We start from the raw sequence: 25,192 nt of genomic DNA on the forward strand, positions 1-25,192 counted from the left end.
CTTTGCAGGGAACCCGTCATTTTTCTGGCCCTAAAATTGTTATTGACCACACTAACTTTGCGAATTGCGTGCCAAAAATATTTTTCCTTTTAAATCAATCAGTAATATATTTTTTTGTCTTGCTGCGTCGAAAATACGACACAGTTTTTCGGAAGTATGCAGGTCTGTTGCATCTCTCATGAGCGAGTACCGAATGAAAATCTGCTAGTGTGGATAGAGTTATGAAATAACAATGAGTCGTGACTGAACAAGTCGGGCCATGATGCCGAAGGAGGAGAAATGAAATTGTCCTGGTTGCTTCCTGCCATAGGGCTGCTATCAATTTCTATCGCCTGCCATGCAGCTGAAGGCGACAGCAAGCTGGGTGCCGGTCTTGTCAATCCTGGATATCACGAAAAACCGGACTGGTTTAAGCAATCATTTCTCGATCTGCAGGAGGACGTAGAGGCGGCGGCCGGGGAGGGTAAGCGTCTGCTGCTCTATTTCCACCAGGATGGCTGCCCCTATTGCGCCAAGCTGCTCAGGGTGGTGCTACGAATCAATGGCTACTATCCACCCCATCTGTTTGAGACTGCTCTGGATTACGTTGCTTCTCATCTGGAGCAGAAACAAAGCTTCAAACACTATCTGGCCGATGTCGCACCAGTACCGAGTAGTGGAACGCTACATCAGGAAGAGAGTTATTTGAAATACCCACTGGATCTCAGAAGCAAGACAAGGGACACAGACAAGCCATTATTGGTCCTGATAGAGCAGAAACAGTGCGTGGCCTGCGATGAGCTTCACGATTCTATTCTGAGCGATAAAGCAGTCAGAAAAAGCCTGAAAGGTTTTGACATTGCCTTGGTCGATGCTTGGTCTAAGAAGAAGCTCACAACACCGGATGGACAGCAGGTTCCAGCGACAGAATGGGTCGATGCGCTGAATCTTTACTATTTTCCTGCAATGGTCTTTTTTAATGGGCAGGGAGATGAAGTTTTCCGAACCGAGGCATTCTTGAAGACCTTCCACACTCACGCTGCAATTGACTATGTTTTGCAGGAAAAATATCGGACTCAGCCAAGCTTCCAACGCTATGTCCGGGAGCGCGCCGAGCACCTAGAAACACAAGGCATAAAAGTTGAACTGATGAAGTAGCAGCGATGGAGTATTCGTTGACGATCAAAGGATTGTATCTGAAGCAACCCTTTGATCAGCAGATGGTGGGTCGTGCAGGGATCGAACCTGCGACCACCTGATTAAAAGTCAGATGCTCTACCAACTGAGCTAACGACCCGATCTAATCCAGGCTCTTCGAAGGGCCTGGATTTTCAAGAGCGCGAACGATACACCAGATTTTCCTCTGAGTAAAGCATTACGTGAAGACATGGGGTAACTCCCCCAGTTCTGCCTTTGACTCCTGTTCCTTGCGCCGTCCTCATACTTGGGCTGCTCAGCCTCGAAACTCTTTTGTACCCGCCGCTCGATCGATGCATGCGCACCATGGAGAGCGAAGCGAGGCGCGTCGTAGCCCCTAAAGTGTGAGCATAATGTATATTATGTTAAATATTGTATTTACCTTACATAGTTTGGATTATCTCCTGTAAAACAGCATTGAAAATGAGATTCCCGGATAGAGCGAGATTCTTCCCTCTCGTGCGCGTTCACACGCTAGAACAGCTTCTCGCTAGGAAAGACGCACATGTCCTCCTGCGCTGGTATGAATACCGAACTGTGGCGTTCCGCCCGAATGACCGCGACTCGCAGGAGATACCGAGCTTGGGCAACCACATTGGGATCAAAGAGTCTCTGACGTACCGTTCTTCCTAGAAGAGCCAATCTAAGTCGTTCGGCCCAAGATATTCGAATGTGACCCCAGCTTTATTTGGCGCGACTACGGCCCGGAAAATGCCTTTTGGCTTGTTCTCCAGAAACATCTTTCCTCGGCCAAGCGGCTCGAATCCTGGACTGAGCGCTATTGGCGGCTCATACGGCATTTCAAAATGCAGTTGAACTGTATCTCCGGCAGTTATCGAGGCATCGTCGTCCCACGCAACCGGAAGCATCCCATCCTGAATCGACCAAACCTCATCTTCAGGCGTGTCGTGTCCCTCCATGAATTCACGCCATAACCGATGACTTCCATGCGTTGGCCAGTCTTCGTTTTCGCTAAGTTCTCTTACAGCATCTGACGCCAGCCAAATTCGCAGACCTTTTGACGAATCAAAAGTCGCCTGGGTGTCAGCAACAGCTTTGACTGCCCCCGTCCTTGAACTGAATCCGGCCTGCATCAGTAACGCGGCCGACCTGTTCAACGTGCCTGTTTCTACGGCTGGAGCCGCTAAGCCCGTTTCATAATCGGTAAAGTCCCAGAAATTTATCCCGTCAGTCACCTTGTCATCATTTGCTTCGGCACGAACTCGGATAGCCTCCATTCCCCACGGAAGGCGATAAATCAGGGCATCCTCGATGAAGCGTAACACTTCAGGGTCATCATTAGCATGGTCAGCAATCGGCTGACCTTTTAACCACGTTGACAAAATGTCCCGCCAATCAACGGGCAAAGGATCGGGACGAAATGGCGGGATTTCGAAAAGCAACTCATCCAATTTTCCTATTGAGTCGACCGCAAGGTCTTCATCGGCAGTCATAATCCCACTGTTTGCGTTTATGAGATGCACATTTGCCTGAGCCGCTATCTGATCGAGCTTGTTTCCGCTGGTTAAACCGACTCCGGCTAAAAAATACCCTCGCCGCTGGTGGCTATCTTGAGCTTAGTTGGCGAACGTGAATTTCAGCTAGACGAAATTACGAACCAATTGGACGAGCTGCTTTCGTCATCTTTGTGGTCAAGGCTTCTTGCGCGGAATGACGAAGTGCGGATGGTTTTCGAGGATGCACTTCGTTCTCGCACGAAATTTATCTGGCAGAACACGAACAGCCGTATCAAGTAGAGCTAAATTTCGCTCCCAATCGACCTCTGCTTGTGCTCTTTGCTGCTCAGGCTCTCCTTGCAACATTGGGAACTGCCACCCGGCGGCATTGTTCATCACATACTCTTGAAGGTGCTCTATCCCTGGCTCGTCTAAACAAGAGTTCATACGGGTCAGCAATCTATTAACCAAGAGCGCCAACCCACTTTTAAGTTGTTGTTCGTTGACACCATTGACAAGCTTTTTCCACTGGCTTTCCCGCCAATCGTGCTTATCAAATATCGGAAATAAGACCAATCCTTCGACATCCACAAAGGCTCGCCCTGCTCTTCCAATAACGTTCCTGAACTGCGCAACATCAATCAGCCGATACTCACCATTACGGTAATGCTGAATCGAATGCATAATCACCGTTGTGGCGGTCAGATTTAGTCCTTGCGCAAGCGTTGGGGATGAGACAGTTACCCTCAAGATGCTTTTTCTTAGGAGATGTTCAACTTCTTTCCGATACGGCTTTTGGCAAAGCGCCATGGTGTATGGCAACTCCTAGTTCCAGGCACATTAAAATGGGGTGATTGTTACCGAACCACTCACGACCAATCGCCAATGCTGATGCGATCTCACTTGGATCATGTTCTAAAGCGGAATTGAGCAACCCCTGCTTGTTTAATCTAACGATCAATTCTGGGTAAGCATTAACAGATCGTCTTTCGGGGCAATAGATCAACACCGAGTGGCCATCTTCAAGTAACCGCCAAGTCGTAGCCAGAACCAATTCCTGTTGGCCGTTAGGGAACAACTTCTTTCTTGTCCCTTTAGTAGCCGCCCTCGCATTGAAAAAGGTTGGCACATAGGGAGATTCATCCCCCACAGCAAGTTCCAGACGTGCACGATTATTGCGCCACATAATCTGGCCGTAACGAACTCGGGTGGGCTTCCAGTCGCAGGTGACTGCTCCACCCTCTTTATCGCGTCTTAACCAGTCGACGAAATCGTCAAACTGATCGCCATCGGGCAATATCGCAGACAAACATACAATGCGACGTTGATCCGCATCTTCTCTCTTAAGCAACCGTTGAACTTGCACTTCGTATCTGACTTCCCTTTCTCCAAAACCAATCATATGGCCTTCATCCAATACAATGAGGCCGACATCATCAATGATTGATGGATCATTTCTCAGTGCAAAATCAAATTTTTCGGGCGTTGCGACAACAATATCCCTGGCTTTCAACATGTCGCTTTCAAAAGAGCTTGTACCGATACTTCCGTAGAGCGCTGATACGTACTTCCCTAATGGTGTAAAAGTCCGTTGCAAGCCAGCTTCTGTCTGAGCAGACAAGGCTCTTAAAGGAGTTATGAAAACAACCCGCTTTCCCTCTGAAAGGCAGCGCAAAATACAAAGCTCCGCGATTCGGGTTTTTCCAGCACTAGTAGGAAGGGAAACTACGAGATCATCATGTGAATCAGTGGTGCGTCGGGCGGCTTCAATCTGTGATGGCCAGAGTTCGATCTCTGCTCGACTTCGTTTGTACATCGAAGCAATGAACAGATCACGTAACGCCAGCCAGTCTGGTTCAGTTTCTCCAAGCGGATTTCGCGGCAACACCTGATGGAAACTGGACTTCCACAAATCGTCGATCAGGTGGCTGGCTAGCCGAAAGCACCACCATTGCGGAACCATGTTCAAAGTGGCTGCTGACTCAAGACCATTGCGAAGAATAGAAATAGCTGAAGACACCAGTTCTACTTGACCGGTTTGCAACGCGGTCAAATACGTACCTAAGCCCGACAAGAAGTGTTCCTCTAATGCTTCGTCGATGGCTGCGATTATTGGGTTGGTTTCGTCGTCTTGATCGACATTTTCCGCACTCTCAGCAATGCTATTTATTAATGCCTGCTCGTTAGCAGACCCATCAAGTCGCCAGGTAACAATCTCCTGTTCCAATGCGTCCAGAGAACGCACGATCAGCAAAGCCAAAGCTTTCTCTATGCGTGACAAATTTCCTTCGTTGATCGACGCATGGAGCATTGAGTATGCTCGTGCAGATAGTCCTGCCATATGGAACGCCGAAGACGAAAGTAGACTGATGAAGTCTTTTTGGGAATCCGATGGGTCCCCTTTCGAAACAACTGCTTCCAATGCGTCGCCAGCGTGTTCGAATGCTGACCTAGCTATATTAGGGTCACCCTGAGCTTCTCGAACTCGCATCCCCAAAGACAACAGAGCTTCACCGTAAGTAAGAAGGTCATATGACAAAAGTTGAGAGTCAGCACCACTCGGCTTGTAGGCGTCATATCTTGGGAAAGCCAACTGCTCCATCACGTACCCCCCTGAGTGTCGCTGCCAAAGCTGACCAATTTCCTCAGCAGCCCTTCGGTTTCCGCCTCCAGCATCAGAATGTCGCGGGTGACCTCTTCGAGTGAGCGCAATGGCTTGTGCCGGTAGAAGTACTTGTTGAAACTGATCTCATAGCCGATTCTGGTTGCGCCGAGGTTGATCCAGGCTTCGTCCACATGTGGGCGCACCTCGCGCAGGAAGTAGGTGTGGATATCCTCCTTGAGCGGCACGTTCTCGGTGTCACGCAAATCGGAGTCGGTTTCGTATTCGATGTACTCGCCAGTCGTGCCGGTATGCCAGTAGCCAAAATCGCTGAGCATCTCTTCCGTACATTCAAAATCACCGAAGGAGAGGTCGGTAAGCAGCTTTTCGAGCTTATCACCCTTGAGCTTGTGGACCCGCTTGATGACCTTCTCCGCCTCGTCCTCACGCCAACTGACCGCGTTGTAGATCTGATTCTTTTCCGAGGCGGTGAGTTTGATGCCCAGTAACTTGAGGGTGTCTTCGACCAGTGAGCGGAAGATGTTGAAGTCCATGTGCAGTTCCTGACCTATGGCCTCCATGAGCTTTTCGGCGGTCTGCATCAGTTCGCGCTGCGCCTTCCAGGCTTTCGGGTCGAGTAGTAACTTCCTGTTCTTGGCCGTCAGGCTGATGTCTTTGCGATCCAGATGGTCCTCGATGGCCTGTTTGTGATCTTTCAGTTCGTCATAGATCGTATCGCCCCAACGCTCATAAGCCCATTCCATGAGTTCAGCGACAGCCGGTGCAAATCGTAATGCGGCCACACGCTCCGGCGTGAACTGCGCCGCTTTGCGGCTCGGGCGTTCGATGGTGACCTTGTAGTAGCCGAAGTCGTCGTTATGGAAAACCCTGGAGATGCCGGTCGCTCCCGACATCCCTGCCTCCCTCGACATTGGGGCGTCCTGCCCGGCATCATCCGCCATCGTCGTGTACAGACCGACGATCTGCTGGATATGCTCCGGCGCAAACTCGCAGTTTTTGTCGCCCAGGTTCTTGCGCAGCTTGCGGTACAGCTTGGAGGCGTCGATCAGTTGCACCTTGCCCTTGCGGTTGGGCGCCTTGTTGCTGGTCAGCACCCAGATGTAGGTGGTGATGCCGGTGTTGTAGAACAGATTGTTCGGCAGCTGGATGATGGCTTCGAGCAGGTCATTCTCAATGATGTATCGACGGATATTGCTCTCGCCGCTCCCCGCATCGCCGGTAAACAGGGAACTGCCGTTGTGTACCGAGGCGATACGCGAACCGAGGGGGCTGTCGCTGGTGGACTTCATCTTGTCCACCATCTCCATCAGGAACAGAAGCTGGCCGTCTGAAGAACGTGGTATGGCCGGTACGGTTTCTTCGTTGCCGCGAAAGTCGGTTAGGACCACTTCAAACCGGCTATCGAGTATTTCCTTACCATCGACGATGGCCTTGTGGTCCGCCTTCCAGGACTTGCCGTAAGGTGGATTGGAGAGCATGAAATCGAAGCGTGTGCCTGCAAACTCGTTGGTGGCCAGTGTCGAGCCGTTCTTGATGTTCTCGGGGTTGTTGCCCTTGATCATCATATCGGACTTGCAGATGGCGTAGGTCTCGTCGTTGATCTCCTTCCCGTACAAGAATATGGAGTCCGGCGCGACATGGAATGGACCATCCGGGTCTTCCAAATAGTTCTGAGACTCCGTCAGCATGCCACCGGAGCCACAGGCCGGGTCGTAGATCAGTATGGTGGGCGGTAGCTGGCCCTGGACCGGGTCGAACAGCAGGTGGGTCATCAGGTGGATGACCTCACGGGGGGTGAAGTGCTCACCGGCCTCTTCGTTGTTCTCTTCGTTGAACTTGCGAATCAGCTCCTCGAAGACGTAGCCCATCCCCAGGTTGGTCAGCGGCGGGAGCTTGCGCCCTTCCGGGTCTATGGCCTCGACCGGGGACAGGTTGATGTGCCTGGAGACGAACTTGTCCAGCACATCGTACAGCACATCCTTGGCAGCCATGTGCTTAGCTTGGCGGAGCAGGTCGAACTTGTCGACGATTTCCCTCACGTTGGGGCTGAAGCCGTCCAGATAGAGCTTGAAGTTGGCTTCCAGCTGCTGACGGTTATTCGAGGCGGTATCGACAATCTTCTGAAGGGTGAACGGCGAGGTGTTGTAGAACACATAGCCCGAGGCATCTTTCAAGCCCATCGGGTCGAGTTCGGTGAAGCCGTTGTCGCGCTGGAACTTCACTTCCTCCATCACGGCATCTTTGGTGCCTTCGAGCAGGCAGTCCAAGCGCCGCAACACGAACATCGGCAGGATCACGTCGCGGTACTTGCCGCGCACGTACACGTCGCGCAGGCAGTCGTCGGCGATTGACCAGATGAAAGAGACGATTTTGTTGTGGGATAAGTGGTCCATTCTCGGTACTTCTCGTTATGTATTGTTGTTATCGACCAGCTCATGGATTAAATCCTTCAAGCTGGCATTAATTGAGTGGCTAAGTTCGGTGATTTCTCGAACAAGCGTCTGCTCTTCTTTTTGCAATGTATCCAGGTCGAAATTCTCGTCGTCGGCCAGAGGGCGGACATATCGCTGAATGCTGCAATTAAAGCTATTCGATTTAATTTCCTCCAGCGAGGCCAAATGTGATTGCTCGGTTTTGGCTTCACGGGCTTGATAAATCGAGGTGATCTTCTCGATGTTTTCAGTGATCAAGACATTTTGTCCACGGGTGAACTGGTAGTCATTGCTCGCATCAATGAAGAGTACGGAATCGTCTGGTTTGTCCATTCGGAAAATCAGCACAGCAATGGGAATGCTCGTATTCGGAAGCAACCGATCTGGCAGAACTACGACAGCATCCAGTAGGTTGTGCTCGATTAAGCGCTGGCGAATATCGCCATCACTTCCGCCGCGATACAGAACGCTCAGGCTAGTTATCACAGCCATTCGGCCATGATCTTGATTGAGTGAGGCAAGCATGTGCTGAATGGCCGCAAAGTCGCCTTATTGGTATCGCCAATTGGGGGTTGAGAAACGACCACATCGAAGCGCTTAAGCCGATTCTCAATATCGATCAATTGAGGTGCACGAATGCTATCACCTAAAGCGATTCGATGGTTTACATGGCCATTTAGATAGAGGTTGAGTTTCGACAGGCTCCAAGCGGATTGACTGCGTTCTTGCCCAAACATCGCATTATGCGCAGCTTTATCACGCTCCAAGGCATCGTTTACGCAACTCAGAAGCAATGAGCCTGAGCCACAGAACGGGTCGCACAGGGTTTCACCACTGCGCAAGGCAAGCAGTTTCGCAACTAAAGCTGACACTCCGACTGGAGTAAAAGGAACATCAGCCACATGTCCTCTTACGCTTGAGAGCCGCTCAAGCAATAACGAAAACAACCTACCCACAACAGCAGTGTCGGACAATTGAGTCGAGCTGAGATTGAAGGAGTTAGAGCACTTCATCGTTCATGAATACCACCACACACCGCATTCAGGCTTGAGAAATCAGACGCCTTATGAGAAATGGCAAGAAGGCATCAAACATTCACCAGTGGTCCCTATTGAAGACCTGGAAGACCTGAATCTTCTTCGCGGACTGCCTAAGCGAAGCACCCTACAGCGACACGCTGGCATTTTTTATGAGTACGAGACTTTCCGCCACGAAGAGTTGGCGGATATCTATGACTACTTGTTGTCCGTCCAGAAGTCGGGGCGAATCATAATCGATTACTTCGTCGACGAAAACAACGCCGGGGCTATCTCGGTTGTGGACCCCCGTCCTGGAAGTAACGGCAGGCTCATCAATGTTCGGAACAAGGAATGGGATATCGCCGAAGGGCGGTCTTTCTATGACTTAAAAGCGACACGTGCGGGCCGGAAAACCAAAACCAATCAGGCACCGCTTGTTACCGACGAGGAAGTCAAGGTCAAGCCTAGGGGCAAGAACAAGAAACCTGGGGACGATGTGCCGTTCCTGGATGACGAACCAACCATTCGCGCCACCAAACAGTCTTTCGAACCGCCTTCGACTATTGCACCCAAGTGCGGACGAGTTGCAGCTCCCGATTACTTCACTTTCTGACAATTCTTTTGACGAGGAGGATGACGATGACTTCTGAGATTAAGCTAAAAGACCAAACAGTCCGTTTCAAGCAACAACTGTTCTTTGATGGCCGAGTCAAAGGCGGTTTCAAGGCAATTGAGAAATGCCATAAGACTGCTGGCTTCCACGATGCAAAATCCATGTTCATGGTGGGACAATCTGGAGTTGGTAAAAGCACCATCGCAAAAGGCTACAGTGATGCCTTCCCCCAAATTGATCGTGGCGAGTACACCGAAATGGAGGTGATTTACTGCCGTTTACCTTCAGATACATCGTTAAAAGGTCTACTTCAGTACTTACTGAAGGCCACCGGTTGCACAGCTGCCACCGCAGCGCTTAGTAAGGCAAATTCGCTACGCGCATTTCGATCTCAACGAAACAGCCCGTTTCATCGATAAGCTACCGAAAGCCAAAGATTCTGGCGAATCTATGCCAATTTCGCAGTTGAAAGATGTGCTACCGCTTTTCGCTGCTAACTGGTCAGACCTGCTCGGCCCGGTACTGCTAAATGACCTCAGTCCGAAAAGGCTCGATCCCGGAACAGAGGTGCTCTCCGCTTTGGTCGTGGGCAAAGGGAAAGCCATGAGTACGCTCTATAATGCTTTTCGTCGGCGAGCCTGGGATCGTCTTGAGAACTTGACCCAGGATGAAGCGCGAAAAGTTTTGTGTATTTCGCGTGGTGAATTCAGGTCACTGGCAGAAAACGACATTCTCGCGCCAATGCCCTGGCATACAAAAAGTGATCGTTACAGAGTCAAAGATGTTGTCCACGCGGTTCTTCGCTATGTGTTTGTTGGACGCTGGTGTGCCATCAACGGCATTCCGAAGGAGAAAGCGTTCGAAGTACTGACGAACAAAGGCTTCGAGCCTGTTTGCCACTCAACATTTTCCAAGTCCCCAGAGCTGGTCAAGGCACTGAACCGCCTGAAACGCGAAACTCGACCGTCGGGAAAAAAGTCGCTCTGAACCCATGTGCTGTTTTTTTGATCAAATGATATGCACAGGCTTATCTGAACTGGCGAGACCGCATTAGGTGGCTTGCTCTCACTTTGTAGTCAGTCAGGTACGAGTATCCATGCTGTGAGGTGCCAGAAAGGATCGCCAATTCGAAGTATTCGGAACGGTGCCTCTCCGGAACGTCATCATCCTTTACCAATTGAACTCCCTGGTCATCCTCGTAAATGGCAATATTCCACGGTTCAGGAAGGTCAACCATGCCGACTATTTTCATTCATTTATCCCTGTTCGAACTGCACTGAGCGGGATTGCCGATTTCTCAAGGTCAATACGTCAGGGTCGAGACCAAAGCGTTCCGGGTCTTGGCAAATTTCCTGAAAACACTCGATGAGCGAGTCCATCGCGCATTCTCGAACCATGGCCTGCATTTCCGGGGAGAGTGCTTCCTCCCCATGGGTTTTGCTCGTGTTGTCCAACGTGGTCATTCATTTTCCCCCATTCTTCTGATTCGCCATCTAACCTTTTTCCCTCGCGTTGAAGATGGTGGTGATGATCGCATAGCACCACGAACCAACCATCCCGCCGCATCGAACCTTGATCACCGCAAAACACGCAGGTTCGGGCACTCTTTTCCGCCGCGTCCTGAATCAACTCATCGATTTCTGTGAATTCGTTGTCAGGGTTTTCTCCTTGGACTGAATAAATGCCTTATTTCGACTGGACGTCGACCCTAAGCCCCTGGCCGGAATAGTAAAATCGCAAGGTCCCAAATTTTTCCTTAATCTGGTTGATGCGAAATCGCTGGCTGGCATCCGGCGTCAGCTGTTCGGCAATGTTGGAGAACAGTTCTTCCAGAATTGGAAGCCATCCGGGCATATATGAGATTTCATACAATCCCCAGCTTTCACGCTCCGGTTCGAACCATTCGTTGTAGGTATCGAATAGGTTTTTAGAACGCGCCTTGAACTCTGATTTGGTCATGCATCACCTCCATGGCGGCTTTAACTGGTAACGGGATTGCCACCAGCCAATACGGCCTACTACAGGAGGAATAGCAAAGGCAAAAAGCTGTCAATACAAAGACTTAGTAGTATTTTGCAACTAAGCCGAAAATCAATAGGTTAGCGATTTTTCGTGTTTTGGAGGGGGAGGTTTGCAACGGTTGGTGGAAGAGCTAAGGTAGTTTCTAACCAACGGCAATTCTCTGGAAAGCCGTTAAAACCGTCATGGAAAAATCTCGGTTTAGGAGCGTGTTTTTGAAAAAATCTCTGGTTAAAGACCGTCTTGCCATTCGGCGAAAACGCATATCCCCGTGTAAGCTATTGATTTAAAAGGCACGATAATCTCAGTTTAAGTCGGTTTTACACTCCAACAACTGACTTAAGAGGCCCTATTCACCTGGGGGTTTTTCAGCAAATCGCTGAAGATATTTATAGATACCGGTTTACAGAAGAAATAACCTTGAGCCTCATCGCAGCCAAGTTCCCTAAGAAAGTCAAATTGAGCCTTGGTTTCGACGCCTTCACCTACTGTTGTCATGCCAAAATTGTGTGCTAGGGAGATGATGGTTTCAGCCACCGGAGACTTACATTTCTGTTCGGTAAGTTTGTAGATAAATGACTGATCAATTTTTAGGCGGTCGATCACAATTTCGTTAAGGTAAGAAAGGTTTGAATAGCCTGTACCAAAATCATCAATTGAGATAATGATGCCCTGGTCTTTCAGGCTGTGAATGGTGCGTTTGATTTGTAAAAAATTCTGCTCCAATGCGGATTCTGTTATTTCAAACTCTAGGTAGCGTGGGTTAACGCCGGTCTCTTTCAGGATAGAATTCACGCTGTTGATGAATTTATCATGACGGATTTGGACCGCTGAGATATTGATCGAAATGGGGATTACTTGCAATCCAGACTGCTGCCAAATGCTGATTCTGCAGCAAACTTCTCTAAGAACAAACTCACCCAGCTGCTCAATTAATCCATTTTCTTCAGCAATCGGGATGAAATAGCTGGGATCGATATAGCCTTGCTGGGGGTGCTTCCAGCGTATCAATGCCTCCGCACCACTCAATTGTCCATTCTTAACATTGATCTTTGGTTGGAAGAAAAGGGAGAATTGATCTCGCTGCAGCGCAATTCGCATATCATTTTCGATAGAAAGTTGCCGCTTAACCTTTGACAGCATTTCGGGATGGAAACAGCGAATACTATTTATCCCCTCCTCTTTCGCGGCTTTCCTTGTTGTATCAAGCTGATTGATGACACTTTCAGTCGTTATATTTTTTCCATCGAAAGTGGATATTGCGATGCTACTGGTGACATGTACTTCATGGTCAAAGATATGGAATGGTCGGGATATTCTGGCTTTAAATTTCTCAGCGATTGCGATCGCGGATTGGGTTGCAATATCTTGGTTTGAAGCGACTTCATTAAGAATCAAAGTAAACTGGCCGTCGCCAGACCTTGCCAGAGTATCGTCTCTTCGGACATTGCGCTTTAAGCGTTCGGCCAATTCCTTGAGTAATCGATCTGCAATCAAATGCCCAAGAGTCTGATTAACATTTACAAAGTGATCAATCTCAACGGAAAGAACTGCTCCCAGCACCCCGCTTCGTGCTGATCGTGCTAGAGATTGATCGAGTCGATCCAGAAGCAGTGTTCTGTTTGGCAAGCCTGTGGTCTCATCATGATAAGCACGGGCTATCATCTCATTCTGCTTGCGATATTGCGTGTTCAAGTCGACCATACTGACTAGGTAGTACGACTCTTTATCTTTTTCAGTTTGGATTGAGGTAATCTTGGCCCACAGAGGTTGCTGCTTTTGATCCTTTCTTTTACACCAAAGTTCGCCTTCCCATCTGCCTGCAGATTCCAACGTCTTCATCATTTCAACGTAGAAATCATTGGAATGATGCTCAGAAGCAAGGATCTCCGAATCGCTTCCAACCAATTCATCAGGCTTGTATCCTGTCATGGTGGAAAATTCTTGGTTTACATGCTGAATTATTCCAGAGTGGTTGGTGATGAACATACTTTCCGGCACTTCAAATGCGGAGGCTGCCAGCCGAAGTTCAGATTCTGCCCGCTTGTTTGCGGTGATGTCATGATAGGTGACTACAACCGCCTCTAAATGACCATCATTACCCATCAAAGGCTGGCTGTTTGCCAGAAGTGAGATACGTTGGTTGGTATCTAAGTCGTAGAGAGAAAGTTCCAGTCCCTGCACTCTTTTGCCATTCAGCGCAAGTATCTGCGGTAACTCACTGTTCTTTAGAGCTCTTTTCCCTTGTGCATTGAAAACTTTATTTTTTATTTCAGGGATTGATAGTTGAGGTTTTGGAGAAGCTGATTGAAATAGATGATAGGCAGTGGCATTTAGGTATAAAGGAACACCTTGCACATCAAAGACCGCAACCCCATCAGCAACATGATCGAGGATTTGGTGCAGATACTCCTCCTCCGCATGAAGCGCAGTTTCATAACTTCTCCGTAAGCGAAATTCATAGAGGAGTTTTTTTCGAAAGTGATGGATAGCACCAATGAATGCTCCACCAACAAGCAGGTGAAGTGTGATTAGCGAAGAGATAAAAGCCGCGCTATTCGGAGTAACGAGTAGATTCCACGTAAGTGAAATGACAAAAAAGAGCGTTACGCCGATATAGGCGAAGCGCATCGCACGAGTTAGGTGCCTCGTATCCGCATGCCCGTCTGATTTTGTATTCCATTGGGTGCTGGGCGAGAAATCCATGGCTGATCAACCCTAATTTATATAAGGGTCAATGTAGACGGATTATCCCCACAAAATCAATCAGGCAATCGCTTCTCTAAACACTTTTTTTGTGGACCAGTTCTGAAGATAAGATAGGAATTGTGCTTCATGTATGGTTTTCTGGACAGATGCGGAACCGAAGGGCCCATATGGATAGACATCTATCCATATGGGGTTGGGTTACATCAGTAGGCTGGATAAGGGAAGGTAGGATAGGACGGGTACTGGTAATAGGGATAGTAGCCAGGATAAGGCCGCGGATAAACCGGGCGCTGCGCCGGTTTCATTGCATCCCTCAGATCCTTTTCTGCCTGCATCAGATCTCTCATTGCCTTTATTTCGGTGTCGGCCGCGTTACGCAAGTCATCAAATTCCTCCATGATCTTTGCAACCGATTCGACCCGCTGCTGACTCTGCTGCTCTCTCGCAGCGGCCTGTTCTGCCTGCATTGCATCAACTGATTGCTGGAAAGCGGTTGCAGAAGCTGGAGTCGCCGCACTCGCGCTTTGCGCTGGTGCCTCAGCACTCCCTGTATCAGTACTGGAGGCAGCTTCAGGCTCCGCTTGTTGGGGCTCGGCGCTTGCTTCATCAGAGGCTGCCTCGACACTGACCGCAGCGGCGGCAGTCACAGCTGTACTAGCAGGCGCTGCAGTAGTCTGTTGCTCGCCAGCAGCCGCAGCAACTTCAGGCTCTACTTGTTGGGGCTCAGAGTTTGCTTTATCAACGGTTGCCTCGGCACTGACTGCAGCGGTCGTAGTTACAGTCGTACTTGCAGTCACGGCCTGTTTAGCCGGGCTATTCGCCGGTTCGTCTGCTGTCTTGATCTGCTCAGGCGCGGCAGCTGATGGTGCACCATTTGTTTTGCCGATTTCTGCCACTGTTGTCGCTGGGGCCGAAGCCGTAGCAGCTTCGGCTGCCTCATTACCGGTTTGAGTAACAGCAGAGTCTGTTGCCTGAGCGGCATTGGGATTCTTAGCCAAGGACCGGATGTAGGCGAAAGCGACTATGATTATCAATAGTGCCACAACCACCTTCATCCAGAATCCGGAAGATGATGAACTCTCTGTAGACGACATTGGGGGGCTCTCCTTTTGCTTGATAGTTGTCGATGAATGGGAGTTTGCAGGGGCGGGAGTCTCAATTTCCTGACTCGCTTCAACTGGCGAATCCGGTTTCTTCCTCCCTTGAGAGGATTGCACTTGCCCTACAACCATCTCAGATGTCTGTGTTGTGGTTGTGTCAGATTTCTGACTAATGGAGGCAACAGCTACTAAGGCGGCAGTTTTTTTATCTGCTTGGGGGCTATCTGAAGATTCCGTGCTGGATGCCTGACTTTTTGCAACCCTCTTTTTCGCCACTTTTTTCTTTGAGGCTTTCTTTTTAACGGCCACCTTTTTGGCGACCTTCTTCTTTGCCGTTTTCTTCTTTGCAGCTTTTTTCTTGCTTACCTTCTTCTTCGCTGTAGCCTCCTCCGCTGGGGGAGCCAAGTCAGCGGAATCAGGGCCCAGTTCTTTCTCTTCCGTATCAGCCATGGCGATTTAACTCCAGATTCGAAAAATACTGATGCGGGCAATCGTATCAGCCGGCTCCTGATAGGTAAATGAATCTCCGAATTTCAGATCAGAGTGCTTCTAATATTATCCGGAGAGATGGAAAGTGATTTTGCTTACGGAGTCGTTCTTACGGTAAGCCAATCGGCGATCCAACCGCGTTTTTTCGTATCAGGATTGATGATATACGACCAGTTGCCATGGTGGCCGATCTCGACCAATTCTGAACCTTCAGTCACAGTTTCGACAATCTCATTGCCAGTTCCTGGACCAGCGCGCAGATTAGCGCGCTTCACCTTCACACGAAGTCTATCCCCGATCCAGGGGAGCTGAAGAATGCCATTGAGGTGCTCGTCCACCAGCGAGCTACCAACTTGTACAAACTCTCTGATGATCTCCTGAGCATCGGTTTGTCCGCCACGTGCTGCCTTCAGAAACCAGCGCAATGCGGCTTCGGTATCTTTTTTGATGCCCTCCCCGGTTGTATAAGTGAGTCCAAGGGTAAATTGGGCCTCAAGATGGCCTTGCATGGCCGCAGCTTCCCACCAACGGATAGCTTTCTCCACATCAACCCGGAGGCCATTACCGTTAGCATAGAGCCAGCCCAGATTATAGGCAGCCTCAGCATCGCCTGCATTTGCCAATGGTCGCCAAATGCAGAACGCCTCGGCAAAATTGCCTTGACGTAGAGCATCAAGCCCCTCCTCCACTGTCTCTGAGGCAGCAAAAATTGGACTGGATATGGGCAAAAAGAGAAGTGCCCAGATTAGGCTGGTAAAAAAGCGGGGACTGCTTGTGCGGTCAGCTGTCATTTCGCTATCCAATCTCGCGTACCTTGAAAAGATCAGGTTTGAGAGGTTTGAAGCAGATTTTCCAGGAGCGCCCTAACATTGCGCATACCCACCAGCAGGTTTTTCTCGATCTCTTCCATGCTGATCGGCTGATCACCCTTGCCTGCCGCCCAGTTGGCGACAACTGCGCAACTTGCGTAGCACAGATCGAGTTCACGGGCCAAGGAGGTCTCCGGCATCCCGGTCATCCCCACCAGATCACAGCCATCTCTCTCCATGCGGGAGATCTCTTTTGCTGTCTCCAGTCTGGGACCTTGGGTCACTCCATAGGTACCGGTATCTGCAATATTTTGTCCGGTCGTGATGCCCGCAACAATGAGTCGCTTGCGCAGCTGTTCGCAGTAGGGTTGAGTAAAGTCGATATGAGTGACCTGATTCAGGTCATACTCAAACAGCGTATGGTCTCGCCCGTAAGTGTAATCGATAATCTGGTCTGGAATAATCACCCGTCCTGGCGACATTTCAGCGCTAATACCACCAACAGCGGCGACACCGATCACCCTGTCGACACCAATGTGTTTCAAGGCCCAGAGGTTTGCCCGATAGTTGACTTTATGGGGGGGAATGTTGTGAGCGGGACCATGCCGGGGTAAAAAGATGACCTCGTTATCAGTTAACACGCCATGAGTCAGTGCCGCAGAGGGTTCACCAAAAGGCGTATGGACAACCTCTCTTCGGATGACATGAAAATCCGACATCTTGTTGAGCCCAGTCCCCCCGATTATTGCCAGTTTTGCCATTATTTTTCTGTCCAGCGGTCATCAAGAACCTCGGATTGTAACCCGAGCCGCCAGGCAAACATACTCGCCTGTGTAAACGCAAAAAAGCCGGCTGGATATCCAGCCGGCTTCATGAAGCGCTCATGGCGTCTCAATCAGAGCTCATCAGCATGCGCATCCAGATATTCTGCCACGCCATCGGGGGTGCCTTTCATGCCTGCATCGCCTTCTTTCCAGCCCGCCGGGCAGACTTCACCGTGCTCTTCAGTAAACTGCAGCGCATCGATCATCCGTAGCATCTCGTCAATGTTACGACCCAGGGGCAGATCGTTGATGACCTGATGACGAACCACGCCACTCTTGTCGATCAAAAAGGAACCGCGGAAGGCAACGCGACCATTCGGAGTTTCCACATCGAAGGACTTACAGATGGCGTGATCGAGGTCGGCAATCAGCGGGTAACCCACAGCACCAATACCACCGTCATTGACCGGGGTATTGCGCCATGCATTGTGAGTGAAGTGGGAGTCGACAGAGACACCGATGACTTCGACACCGCGCTTTTTGAACTCATCGAGGCGATGATCAAAAGCAATCAGCTCAGAAGGGCAAACAAAGGTGAAATCCAGCGGATAAAAGAAGATGACGGAGTATTTGCCATCAGTAGTTTCTTTGAAGTTAAAAGTGTCGACGATGGTTCCGTCGCCCAGCACAGCGGGTGCGGTAAAATCAGGTGCCTCGCGGCCAACAAGTACGCCCACGGTTGTTCCTCCTCATGGGTTGACTGGAATCTGACCAACTATCGAAACGATGACTGGCCTCTAAACTCGAACGGAAATCATAAGTGTTTTTGTCGGGAATTAGAATAGAAGGATTCTAAATTTTCATTAAATATTCATATGCACCCATAACTTTTTATTCCAGATACTAGAAAAGGGGCCGTCAGCCCCCTTCTCAACGACATCTGTCGCTCCCTAATGTGCGGCGATCGACTGCTCGTACATGCCGGCTGATCTAAGCGTCGGTACCAGTACCTTTGTCTCGCGTTCGATCCGCTCCTCGATCATTTTAAAGAGTTCATGCGTATCGCTAAGGAACTCCTCAGTAAAGTTGAAGTCGCACTCTTTCAACCACTTTTGATGATACGCATCGAACTGGCTGCGCATCGGTTTCTGGCCGTTGATAAAGCCCCAGGCCATTGACTTCAGCTTCGCATCCTCGTGAACCAGCAGATCAGGGTAGATCCCCGCGTCCTGATCAGCAATGTGCGCCTTCATCTTGTCCGACAGTTCACATATCAGCTGATGGGCAGTCTTTGCCGTGGGCAGGATCTTCAGCTGCTGCATGGTCATCATAGCCCTGAGGTCAGAGATAATCTGCAGCATCTCGGCATGGCGTCCTTCAATCGAATCGATCATATTCACTTCTACATCCTCCATCTGATCGTAGCCCGGATGCCCCCTAAAAAAAGCAACGGCATATCCGGGAATCGTTGTGTTTGGGGAGCTATCGGTCTCTGCCGGTTTCTACCCGATGGAGAGATAGTGAAACAAAACCACGGAAATGGCAATAGGTATTTAATTTTATTAGAGTTTTTTGGAATTCTTGAAGGGAAACCCCTAGCCGGAAAGATATGTTGTTAAGGGATTTCCCTAGATAGTCTGCAAGGTTATTTAGCCATCTTTTACTGCATAGATGCCATGCGCGTTACGCAGATAATCTTTGTAGTCCATTCCATAGCCAAAAACATAGCGATCCTCTACCTCAAGTCCGACAAAATCAGCCTTGAAGCCGTTGCTTCGGTCGTGACGTTTCTCCACCAGGACGGCACTGAACACCTCTTTTGCACCCGCTTTCTGGCAGGCCTCGACAATCGCCTTAAGAGTGATACCTTCGTCCAGGATGTCATCGATGACGAGAATCGTCTCACCTTCCAATGCGGTCGAGGGATGACCGATCCACTTCAACTCCGCACCGCCGCTGGTCTCCCCCCTGTAGCGGGTTGCATGGATATAGTCCTGGCGTAACGGAAACCCCAACCGGGTAAGCAAGTGTCCGGAGGGAATGAGCGCCCCGTTCAAAACGCAGAGAATGATCGGGTCGTGCCCCCCTAGCCGTCCAGTGATCTCCATCGCCATGCGATCGAGGGTCCGCTCCACCTCATCCGGGGAATAGAGAAGATCAGCGGTTGCCAGAACCTCAGCCGCCTCTTCCTGGGAGATTTTTGCCACCTCTGTTACTCCACTATCAATTGAAATTCAGATCAAGACTAGCACCGTCTTCAGCCTGAACGAGCCGGTTGACCGCCGTTTTCCACTCAGGATCCAGATGCAGAGACTCAGAGGTTATGTCGCCGCGACCATGCATCCGCACCAGCCGCAGATGGGACACCGGATCCATATCCTCCCGCAGCTGTTCCAATACTTGAACTGCTGCCTGCCGATTGTTACAGACCAGCACCATATCGCATCCTGCGGCGCGGGCGGCCAGCGCCCGTTCACCAAATGAGCCGGCCTCTTCAGCTGCCGCCATGCTCAGGTCATCGCTGAAGATAACCCCCTGAAAACCGAGCCGTTTGCGCAAGATCTGTTGCAACCAGAAGGGGGAGAAGCCGGCCAGATTCCGGTCTACCTTTGGGTAGACCACATGCGCTGGCATGATCGCTTCAAGACCCGCGTGGATCATCCGCTCAAATGGGCGCAGATCATCGATCTCGATGTCTTCCAGCCGGCGCTGATCCACCGGCAGCGCATGATGGGAGTCGGCCCTGACCGCCCCATGTCCGGGAAAATGCTTACCCACGGCGGCCATGCCGGCCCGATGAACGCCCCTCATCCAGGCCCGAGCTAGATCGGCGACCACTTCCGGACTGGACGAGAATGCGCGATCCCCAATCACCTCGCTCACCCCCATATCCAGATCGAGCACCGGGGCAAAACTGAAATCAACACCCACAGAACGAAGTTCAGCGGCCATCAGCCAGCCCCCCTGCTCTGCCAAAGAGAGACCGAGTTGCGACTTCTCGCGGTAGTTCTCACCATACCAAGCCGCCGCAGGCAGAGAGCTGAAGCCCTCCCGAAAACGCTGTACTCGCCCGCCTTCGTGGTCCACCGCGATCAGCAGATGGGGCTCACGCAGCGCATGGATCTCGGCTGTCAGCTGTCGGATCTGCTCTGGATTCTGAAAATTTCGGCTGAACAGGATCACGCCGCCGCAGGCCGGATGGTTCAACAATTCGCGATCTTCCGCCGAGAGTTGCGTGCCCTCGACATCGAGCATTACCGGACCAAGTGTCATATTTAGTTTGGCTTTTTCCTTTAACTTTCACGGCAGTATGCCGCAAAGGGGGAGACAGGGAAAACGTTTCATCACACTCTACAAACTAGAACCTGACAGGTTGGAAAATGTTCAGAAAACACCTCTTGATGCAAATCGCCTGCTTGATCCTGTTCTCAGCTGGACTCTTTGCCACTCCGCTCAAGGCAGGAGAGGATGGTTCTTCAGGCTCGGTCCTCTACTACGAAATCAGCCCCTCACTGGTCGCCAACCTGGCCAAAGGGGGGAAATATATCCGCTGTGATGTGCAGCTGATGACGAAAGATGAAGATTTTCTGGAGCAGATGAGGTTGCACGGCCCGGCAATCCGCCATGAACTGCTTCTGCTGCTGAGCGAGCAAGATGGCAAGGTGATCAAGACCTCACAAGGCAAAGAACAACTGCGCAAACAGGCGCTCGAATCAGTCAGCCGAGTGATGAAGAAGATAGCCGGCAGCGACAGCGTGCAGGCCCTCTACTTCACTACTTACTATGTCAAATAGCGCGACTGTCTAAACGATCCCTCAGCTGGTCGCCCAGCAGGTTGAGGCTGAGTACCACCAGCGACATCGCCAGCCCCGGCGCCAACACCATATGCGGTGCCACCAGCATATAGCCCGCGCCATCCCTAATCATATTGCCCCAGGAGGCATCCGGCGGCTGCACCCCCAGGCCGAGAAACGAGAGCCCCGCTTCCGCCACCACCACCCCAGCCACACCGAAGGTCGCCTCAATGATCAGCGGTGCGCTCATCAGCGGTAGAAGATGGTGTAGCAGGATGTACGGGGTGCGACTGCCCAGCGCGATCGCCGCTGTTACATACTCCCGCTGGCGCAGCGACAGGGCCTGGGCACGGGCTAGCCGGGCGTAGCCCACCCATCCCACCGCAGCAAGAGCAATGATCAGATTATCCAATCCCGGCCCCATCACCGCCGCCAGCGCGATCGCCAGCAGGATGCCGGGAAAGGCGAGAAACACATCGATCAGACGCACCAGCAACAGGTCGACCCAGCCGCCGAGGTAGCCCGCCAACAGGCCAACCAGGATGCCGATGAGCGCCGAGCTGGTGACAACGGCGGCGGCCACCAACAGTGACGATTGCGCTCCGGCGATCAGGCGGTCAAACAGTGGTCGGCCCAGATCATCGAAACCGAACCAGGCCACAGCCCCCGGCGGCTCAAGGATTCTCTGCAATCCGACCTCGTTAGGCGTCAGGCTGAACAGAGGCGCGCCCAAGGCAGCAAGCACCCAGGTCAGCAGCACCAGCAACGGAAAGGTCGAGCCAGACCGCATCAATCGGTGGCTCGGATGCGCGGGTCGACCAGCTGATAGAGCAGGTCGGTCAGGTTGTTCACTAGCAGATAGGCAAGGCTGATGAAAAGCACACACCCCTGCAGCACTGGATAGTCCCGCTTCTGGATGGCGTCGATCATCAGCGAGCCCACCCCCGGCCAGTCGAACACCACCTCAGTTACCACTGCCCCACCCAGCAGCGCCCCCAGTTGCAGGCCGATAATCGTCAGCAGTGGCAGGCTGGCGTTGCGCAGCGCATGCAGGCCGATCAGCCGCCCCTCCCCCACCCCCTTGGCCCGGGCGGTGCGGATATAGTCCTCACCCAACACCTCCAGCAGGGTGCTCCTGACCATCCGCGCCAGCACCGCAGCAAAGGCGCTGCCGAGAGTGATCGCCGGCAGAATGACACTGGTCAGGCCGTTGCGGCCGCTCACCGGGGTCCAGCCGAGCCAGAGCGAAAACAGCAGGATCAGCATCGGTCCGAGCCAGAAGTTGGGGATCGAGACTCCCAGCATCGACATCCCCATCGCCCCCCAATCCCAGCCCGTGCCACGCCGGACTGCCGCCATCATCCCCAGCGGCAGAGCAATCAGCAGCGCACAGAGCAGCGCCACCGCGGCCAGCTGCAGGGTCGCCGGAATACGTTGGGCGAGCAGCTGAGTAACCGGCTGTTTGGAGTGGAGTGATTGCCCCAGATCAAATTGTGTCAGAGAGGCGAGATAGTCGAACCACTGCTGCGAGAGGGGGTGGTCAAGCCCTAGGGATTGACGTAGCGCCTCCCGGTCGGCCGGCAGGGCTGACTCCCCCAACATCACATCTACCGGATCGCCCGGCACCAGATGGATCAGCAGAAACACCAGGCTGACCACGCCGAACATCACCAGCAGCATGCTCAGCAGCCGGGAGAGCAGGCGCTCAGCCACCGCACACCTCGTTTGATTCGAGGATCTCCACCGGTGTCCCTGCCCTGACCTGCTCAAAGAGTTCCAGCAGATCCGCGCAGCGCATGCGGATGCAGCCATGCGAGCGGGGTGCCCCCATCGGCTCAGAATCTGGAGCGCCGTGGATATAGATGAAGCGGCACAGGCTGTCGACCTGCCCACCCCGGTTGCGCCCTGGCTCATCCCCGGTCAGCCAGAGGATCCGCCCCAGGATCCAGTCCCGTTCAGGGAAGGCCTCGGCCAGCGCCGGGGTGTATCGCTCCCCGGTGGGCCGCCGCCCGACAAATACCGTGTCGGCTGGGCAGCCTGCCCCGATCCTGATCCGGATATGGTGATGCCCACGGGGGGTGCAGCCGCTGCCGTTGAACTCGCCGACACCGTTCAAGGCGGTGGAGACCGGATAGCGCTGCAGCAGGTTCTCCCCCTCCAGCAACCTCAACGACTGCTGTGCAATATCGATCAGGATTCGCCTGTCGGTCACTGCCGCTCCCTCTGCTCCTGGTTCAACACAACATTCTGTAACCCATCATAGTTGCCGTCGGCCATTAGCCGATAGCCCTCCAGCCGCTCAGCGCTGGCGCTGTACTGATGCTCATACCAGAGTGGAATATAGGGCAGATCCTGATGCAGGATCTGTTCGATCTGCCTATAGCGCAGCGCCCGCTGCTGCAGGTTTTCAGTGCCTTCCGCCTGGTCGATCAGCCGATCGACCTCCGGACTGGCGTAGCGGCCCCGGTTGGCGCCGCCCGGCGGCAGCGAGTCGCTGGCGAAGATGTAGCGGAAGATATCCGGTGTGCGCACGCCAACCCAGCTGAGCGAGTAGAGCTGAAATCGCCCCGCCTTGATGTCGCCAAAGAAGGTACCCCAGTCGTAACTGTGGATCTCGATCTCCACCCCAATGTGCCGTAACTGACTTTGCAGGATCACCGCCAGCCTGAGCCGAAACGGATCGCTGGATGTTTTGTAGCTGAGCCTGAGCGGTCGATCCGGCCCGAAGCCCGCCTCCCGGAGCAGTGCGCTGGCACGCTCCGGATCGTAAACATAGGGCGGCAGCTCAGCGGTCCCGGCCCAGTGTTCCGGAGGAAAAATCGTCTCTGCTGGTCGCGCATCGCCACGGAACAGATGTTGGATAATCGCAGCCCGGTCGATGCCGTGGGCAAGCGCCTGGCGGATCAGCGGATTGCCGGTCAGCGGATCGGCCAGATTCAGGCCGATGTAGCTGAAATTGCTGCCTGGACGAGCATCGACCCGAACCTCGCGCTCCTCCCGCAACAGGCCCAGCAATTCTGGAGAGAGATCGTTCTGCAACAGGTCGATCTCGCCACGCAGCAGCTTCAGCAGCCGCACCGTGGGGTTCTTCACCTCAACCAGCTCGATCCGCTGGCCGTCACTGCGCCGCTCCAGCAGCAACTGCCCTGGCCCTGGGTAGGAGAGAAACTGAAATGGACCGCTACCCAGCGGCTGTTGGTGGAAGTCGTGAGCCGATTGGATCAGCCGCTCCGGCAGGATGCCCAGCACCAGGTAGGCGGGAAACAGCGCATCGGCCCGCGCGAGATGAAAATCGATCGTCTCCTGATCCACCACCGCAATCTGTTCGATCAGCGCAAGTGCGGAGCGATGCGGTGAACCGTTTTCTAGATCGAGCACAAAACGATAAGTGGCGGCTACATCCGCAGCACTCAGGGTAGCCCCATCGCTGAAGCGAGGACGTGGCGACAGCAGGGTGAAACGGTAGTGGTATGGGCTTAACTGCTGCCAGCTGGCGATGCCAGGCATCGGCATGCCCCGCGCATCAAAATTGATCAGCCGTTGATAAAGCAGCCGGTTGATGCGCTCCGAGGTGGCGTCGGTGGCGAAACGGGGATCGAGATTGAGCGGGGCCGAGGCGATGCCAAAGCGGATGCGGTCGGGATCCGCTGGCTGCTCACAGCCACTCAGCGACAGAATCAGCCCAAGCGAGAGCAGGAGGCGAGCAAACACGCCCTGCGCTCACCAACTTTTGTAGGGGTGTTTCACCAGACTGGCGTTATAGTAGCGCGGATCATCCGAGACCTCTTCCCCGGCCCACTCCGGCATCTGGAAGCTCTCATTCTCCTGCTGCAACTCGATCTCCGCCATCACCAGACCGGCGTTGTCGCCGTGGAACAGATCCAGATCCCAGATATGCGCACCGCAGCGCACCCGGTAGCGGATCTTGTCGATGACCGGGCCATCCACCAGCTCCGCCAGCATCGCCTCCCCCTCCGAGCGTGGGATTGAATACTCGAACTCGCTGCGGCTGATGCCCTTGGCGGCCCCCTTGAGGGTCAGCAGCGCCTTCTCTCCCTTCAACCTGACGCGCACGCTAGCGTTCGGCAGATTGGCAATATAGCCTTGCTTGATGGCCTGCTCTGAGACCACATCTGACTTCCATTTATCATTTTTAACCAAAAACTTACGTTCTATTTCTAATCCCAT

The 25,192-nt window shown here is 52.4% G+C and carries 26 protein-coding genes and 1 tRNA gene; 5 read left to right on the forward strand and 22 right to left on the reverse strand.

What is annotated here, in order from left to right:
- Positions 1 to 279: 279 nt before the first annotated feature.
- Positions 280 to 1,137 carry a thioredoxin fold domain-containing protein gene (locus tag L0Y14_RS07865; protein WP_138921799.1) on the forward strand — a complete coding sequence of 286 codons (858 nt, stop codon included), beginning with the start codon at positions 280 to 282 and terminating at the stop codon, positions 1,135 to 1,137.
- Positions 1,138 to 1,200: 63 nt separating this feature from the next.
- Here L0Y14_RS07865 and L0Y14_RS07870 read toward each other — a convergent pair.
- From L0Y14_RS07870 to L0Y14_RS07900, 7 genes are all read right to left on the reverse strand, one after another.
- A tRNA-Lys gene (locus L0Y14_RS07870) sits at positions 1,201 to 1,276 on the reverse strand.
- Positions 1,277 to 1,805: 529 nt separating this feature from the next.
- Positions 1,806 to 2,630, reverse strand: a complete 825-nt coding sequence (locus tag L0Y14_RS07875; RefSeq protein WP_040819314.1) for a hypothetical protein — start codon at positions 2,628 to 2,630, stop codon at positions 1,806 to 1,808.
- A 198-nt stretch (positions 2,631 to 2,828) separates the two neighbouring features.
- Positions 2,829 to 3,455, reverse strand: a complete 627-nt coding sequence (locus L0Y14_RS07880) for a hypothetical protein (RefSeq protein WP_138921798.1) — start codon at positions 3,453 to 3,455, stop codon at positions 2,829 to 2,831.
- A complete protein-coding gene (locus L0Y14_RS07885) occupies positions 3,406 to 5,235 on the reverse strand; it encodes a DEAD/DEAH box helicase (RefSeq protein ID WP_006474440.1) in 1,830 nt (609 codons plus the stop codon). Before L0Y14_RS07885 ends, L0Y14_RS07880 begins: the two co-directional genes overlap by 50 nt.
- Positions 5,235 to 7,649, reverse strand: coding sequence for a type I restriction-modification system subunit M (locus L0Y14_RS07890; RefSeq protein ID WP_005966275.1), 2,415 nt, complete (start codon positions 7,647 to 7,649; stop codon positions 5,235 to 5,237). The genes L0Y14_RS07885 and L0Y14_RS07890 overlap by 1 nt, the downstream gene beginning before the upstream one ends.
- 15 nt (positions 7,650 to 7,664) lie before the next feature.
- Positions 7,665 to 8,180, reverse strand: a complete 516-nt coding sequence (locus L0Y14_RS07895) for an N-6 DNA methylase (protein WP_251859297.1) — start codon at positions 8,178 to 8,180, stop codon at positions 7,665 to 7,667.
- Complete coding sequence (locus L0Y14_RS07900) at positions 8,171 to 8,590, reverse strand: HsdM family class I SAM-dependent methyltransferase (RefSeq protein ID WP_251859298.1); 420 nt, start codon at positions 8,588 to 8,590, stop codon at positions 8,171 to 8,173. Before L0Y14_RS07900 ends, L0Y14_RS07895 begins: the two co-directional genes overlap by 10 nt.
- An 88-nt stretch (positions 8,591 to 8,678) precedes the next feature.
- Here L0Y14_RS07900 and L0Y14_RS07905 point away from each other — a divergent pair, with 88 nt between their 5' ends.
- From L0Y14_RS07905 to L0Y14_RS07915, 3 genes are read left to right on the forward strand one after another with little or no spacing between them, the layout of a single operon-like run.
- Positions 8,679 to 9,320 (forward strand): hypothetical protein, encoded by a 642-nt coding sequence (locus L0Y14_RS07905; protein ID WP_138921797.1) that lies wholly within the window; start codon positions 8,679 to 8,681, stop codon positions 9,318 to 9,320.
- A 26-nt stretch (positions 9,321 to 9,346) separates the two neighbouring features.
- Positions 9,347 to 9,739, forward strand: coding sequence for an ATP-binding protein (locus L0Y14_RS07910; protein ID WP_039960660.1), 393 nt, complete (start codon positions 9,347 to 9,349; stop codon positions 9,737 to 9,739).
- 31 nt (positions 9,740 to 9,770) lie between these two features.
- Complete coding sequence (locus L0Y14_RS07915; protein ID WP_010083805.1) at positions 9,771 to 10,307, forward strand: hypothetical protein; 537 nt, start codon at positions 9,771 to 9,773, stop codon at positions 10,305 to 10,307.
- 269 nt (positions 10,308 to 10,576) lie between these two features.
- Here L0Y14_RS07915 and L0Y14_RS07920 read toward each other — a convergent pair whose 3' ends face one another.
- From L0Y14_RS07920 to nagZ, 10 genes are all read right to left on the reverse strand, one after another.
- On the reverse strand, positions 10,577 to 10,783 hold the full coding sequence (locus L0Y14_RS07920; protein ID WP_010083803.1) for a hypothetical protein: 207 nt from the start codon (positions 10,781 to 10,783) through the stop codon (positions 10,577 to 10,579).
- Between the two features lie 223 nt (positions 10,784 to 11,006).
- Entirely contained in the window at positions 11,007 to 11,279 is a 273-nt protein-coding gene (locus tag L0Y14_RS07925) for a hypothetical protein (protein ID WP_006474437.1), read from the reverse strand.
- Positions 11,280 to 11,678: 399 nt separating this feature from the next.
- Positions 11,679 to 14,045, reverse strand: a complete 2,367-nt coding sequence (locus L0Y14_RS07930; RefSeq protein ID WP_006474436.1) for a sensor domain-containing protein — start codon at positions 14,043 to 14,045, stop codon at positions 11,679 to 11,681.
- A 206-nt stretch (positions 14,046 to 14,251) separates the two neighbouring features.
- Positions 14,252 to 15,598, reverse strand: a complete 1,347-nt coding sequence (locus tag L0Y14_RS07935; RefSeq protein WP_006474435.1) for a hypothetical protein — start codon at positions 15,596 to 15,598, stop codon at positions 14,252 to 14,254.
- A 134-nt stretch (positions 15,599 to 15,732) separates the two neighbouring features.
- Entirely contained in the window at positions 15,733 to 16,428 is a 696-nt protein-coding gene (locus L0Y14_RS07940; RefSeq protein WP_138921796.1) for an SH3 domain-containing protein, read from the reverse strand.
- 32 nt (positions 16,429 to 16,460) lie between these two features.
- Positions 16,461 to 17,207: an S-methyl-5'-thioinosine phosphorylase gene (locus L0Y14_RS07945; RefSeq protein ID WP_005959087.1), complete on the reverse strand. Its 747-nt coding sequence runs from the start codon at positions 17,205 to 17,207 to the stop codon at positions 16,461 to 16,463.
- Between the two features lie 134 nt (positions 17,208 to 17,341).
- Entirely contained in the window at positions 17,342 to 17,947 is a 606-nt protein-coding gene (locus tag L0Y14_RS07950; RefSeq protein WP_005959086.1) for a peroxiredoxin, read from the reverse strand.
- Between the two features lie 213 nt (positions 17,948 to 18,160).
- The gene (locus L0Y14_RS07955) at positions 18,161 to 18,604 is read right to left on the reverse strand and encodes a hemerythrin domain-containing protein (protein WP_039959615.1); all 444 of its coding nucleotides are present in this window, start codon (positions 18,602 to 18,604) and stop codon (positions 18,161 to 18,163) included.
- Positions 18,605 to 18,859: 255 nt separating this feature from the next.
- A complete protein-coding gene (locus L0Y14_RS07960) occupies positions 18,860 to 19,417 on the reverse strand; it encodes a hypoxanthine-guanine phosphoribosyltransferase (protein WP_005959084.1) in 558 nt (185 codons plus the stop codon).
- Between the two features lie 16 nt (positions 19,418 to 19,433).
- Positions 19,434 to 20,483, reverse strand: coding sequence for a beta-N-acetylhexosaminidase (nagZ, locus tag L0Y14_RS07965; RefSeq protein ID WP_005959083.1), 1,050 nt, complete (start codon positions 20,481 to 20,483; stop codon positions 19,434 to 19,436).
- Between the two features lie 143 nt (positions 20,484 to 20,626).
- Between nagZ and L0Y14_RS07970 the strand changes: the two genes are divergently transcribed.
- On the forward strand, positions 20,627 to 21,004 hold the full coding sequence (locus tag L0Y14_RS07970; protein ID WP_240991618.1) for a flagellar basal body-associated FliL family protein: 378 nt from the start codon (positions 20,627 to 20,629) through the stop codon (positions 21,002 to 21,004).
- Here the strand turns inward: L0Y14_RS07970 and L0Y14_RS07975 are convergent.
- The 5 genes from L0Y14_RS07975 to L0Y14_RS07995 are packed head-to-tail and all read right to left on the reverse strand — an operon-like array spanning position 20,997 to position 25,192.
- Complete coding sequence (locus tag L0Y14_RS07975; RefSeq protein WP_006474431.1) at positions 20,997 to 21,794, reverse strand: ABC transporter permease; 798 nt, start codon at positions 21,792 to 21,794, stop codon at positions 20,997 to 20,999. The genes L0Y14_RS07970 and L0Y14_RS07975 overlap by 8 nt on opposite strands.
- Positions 21,794 to 22,717, reverse strand: a complete 924-nt coding sequence (nikB, locus tag L0Y14_RS07980) for a nickel ABC transporter permease (protein ID WP_005959080.1) — start codon at positions 22,715 to 22,717, stop codon at positions 21,794 to 21,796. The genes L0Y14_RS07975 and nikB overlap by 1 nt, the downstream gene beginning before the upstream one ends.
- Complete coding sequence (locus L0Y14_RS07985; RefSeq protein ID WP_005959079.1) at positions 22,710 to 23,216, reverse strand: L,D-transpeptidase; 507 nt, start codon at positions 23,214 to 23,216, stop codon at positions 22,710 to 22,712. Before L0Y14_RS07985 ends, nikB begins: the two co-directional genes overlap by 8 nt.
- Positions 23,213 to 24,715 (reverse strand): ABC transporter substrate-binding protein, encoded by a 1,503-nt coding sequence (locus L0Y14_RS07990; RefSeq protein ID WP_006474428.1) that lies wholly within the window; start codon positions 24,713 to 24,715, stop codon positions 23,213 to 23,215. The genes L0Y14_RS07985 and L0Y14_RS07990 overlap by 4 nt, the downstream gene beginning before the upstream one ends.
- A gap of 9 nt (positions 24,716 to 24,724) precedes the next feature.
- Positions 24,725 to 25,192, reverse strand: a complete 468-nt coding sequence (locus L0Y14_RS07995) for a CYTH domain-containing protein (RefSeq protein ID WP_005959077.1) — start codon at positions 25,190 to 25,192, stop codon at positions 24,725 to 24,727.

The sequence above is a fragment of the Candidatus Endoriftia persephonae genome (assembly GCF_023733635.1).
Lineage (GTDB): Bacteria > Pseudomonadota > Gammaproteobacteria > Chromatiales > Chromatiaceae > Endoriftia > Endoriftia persephonae.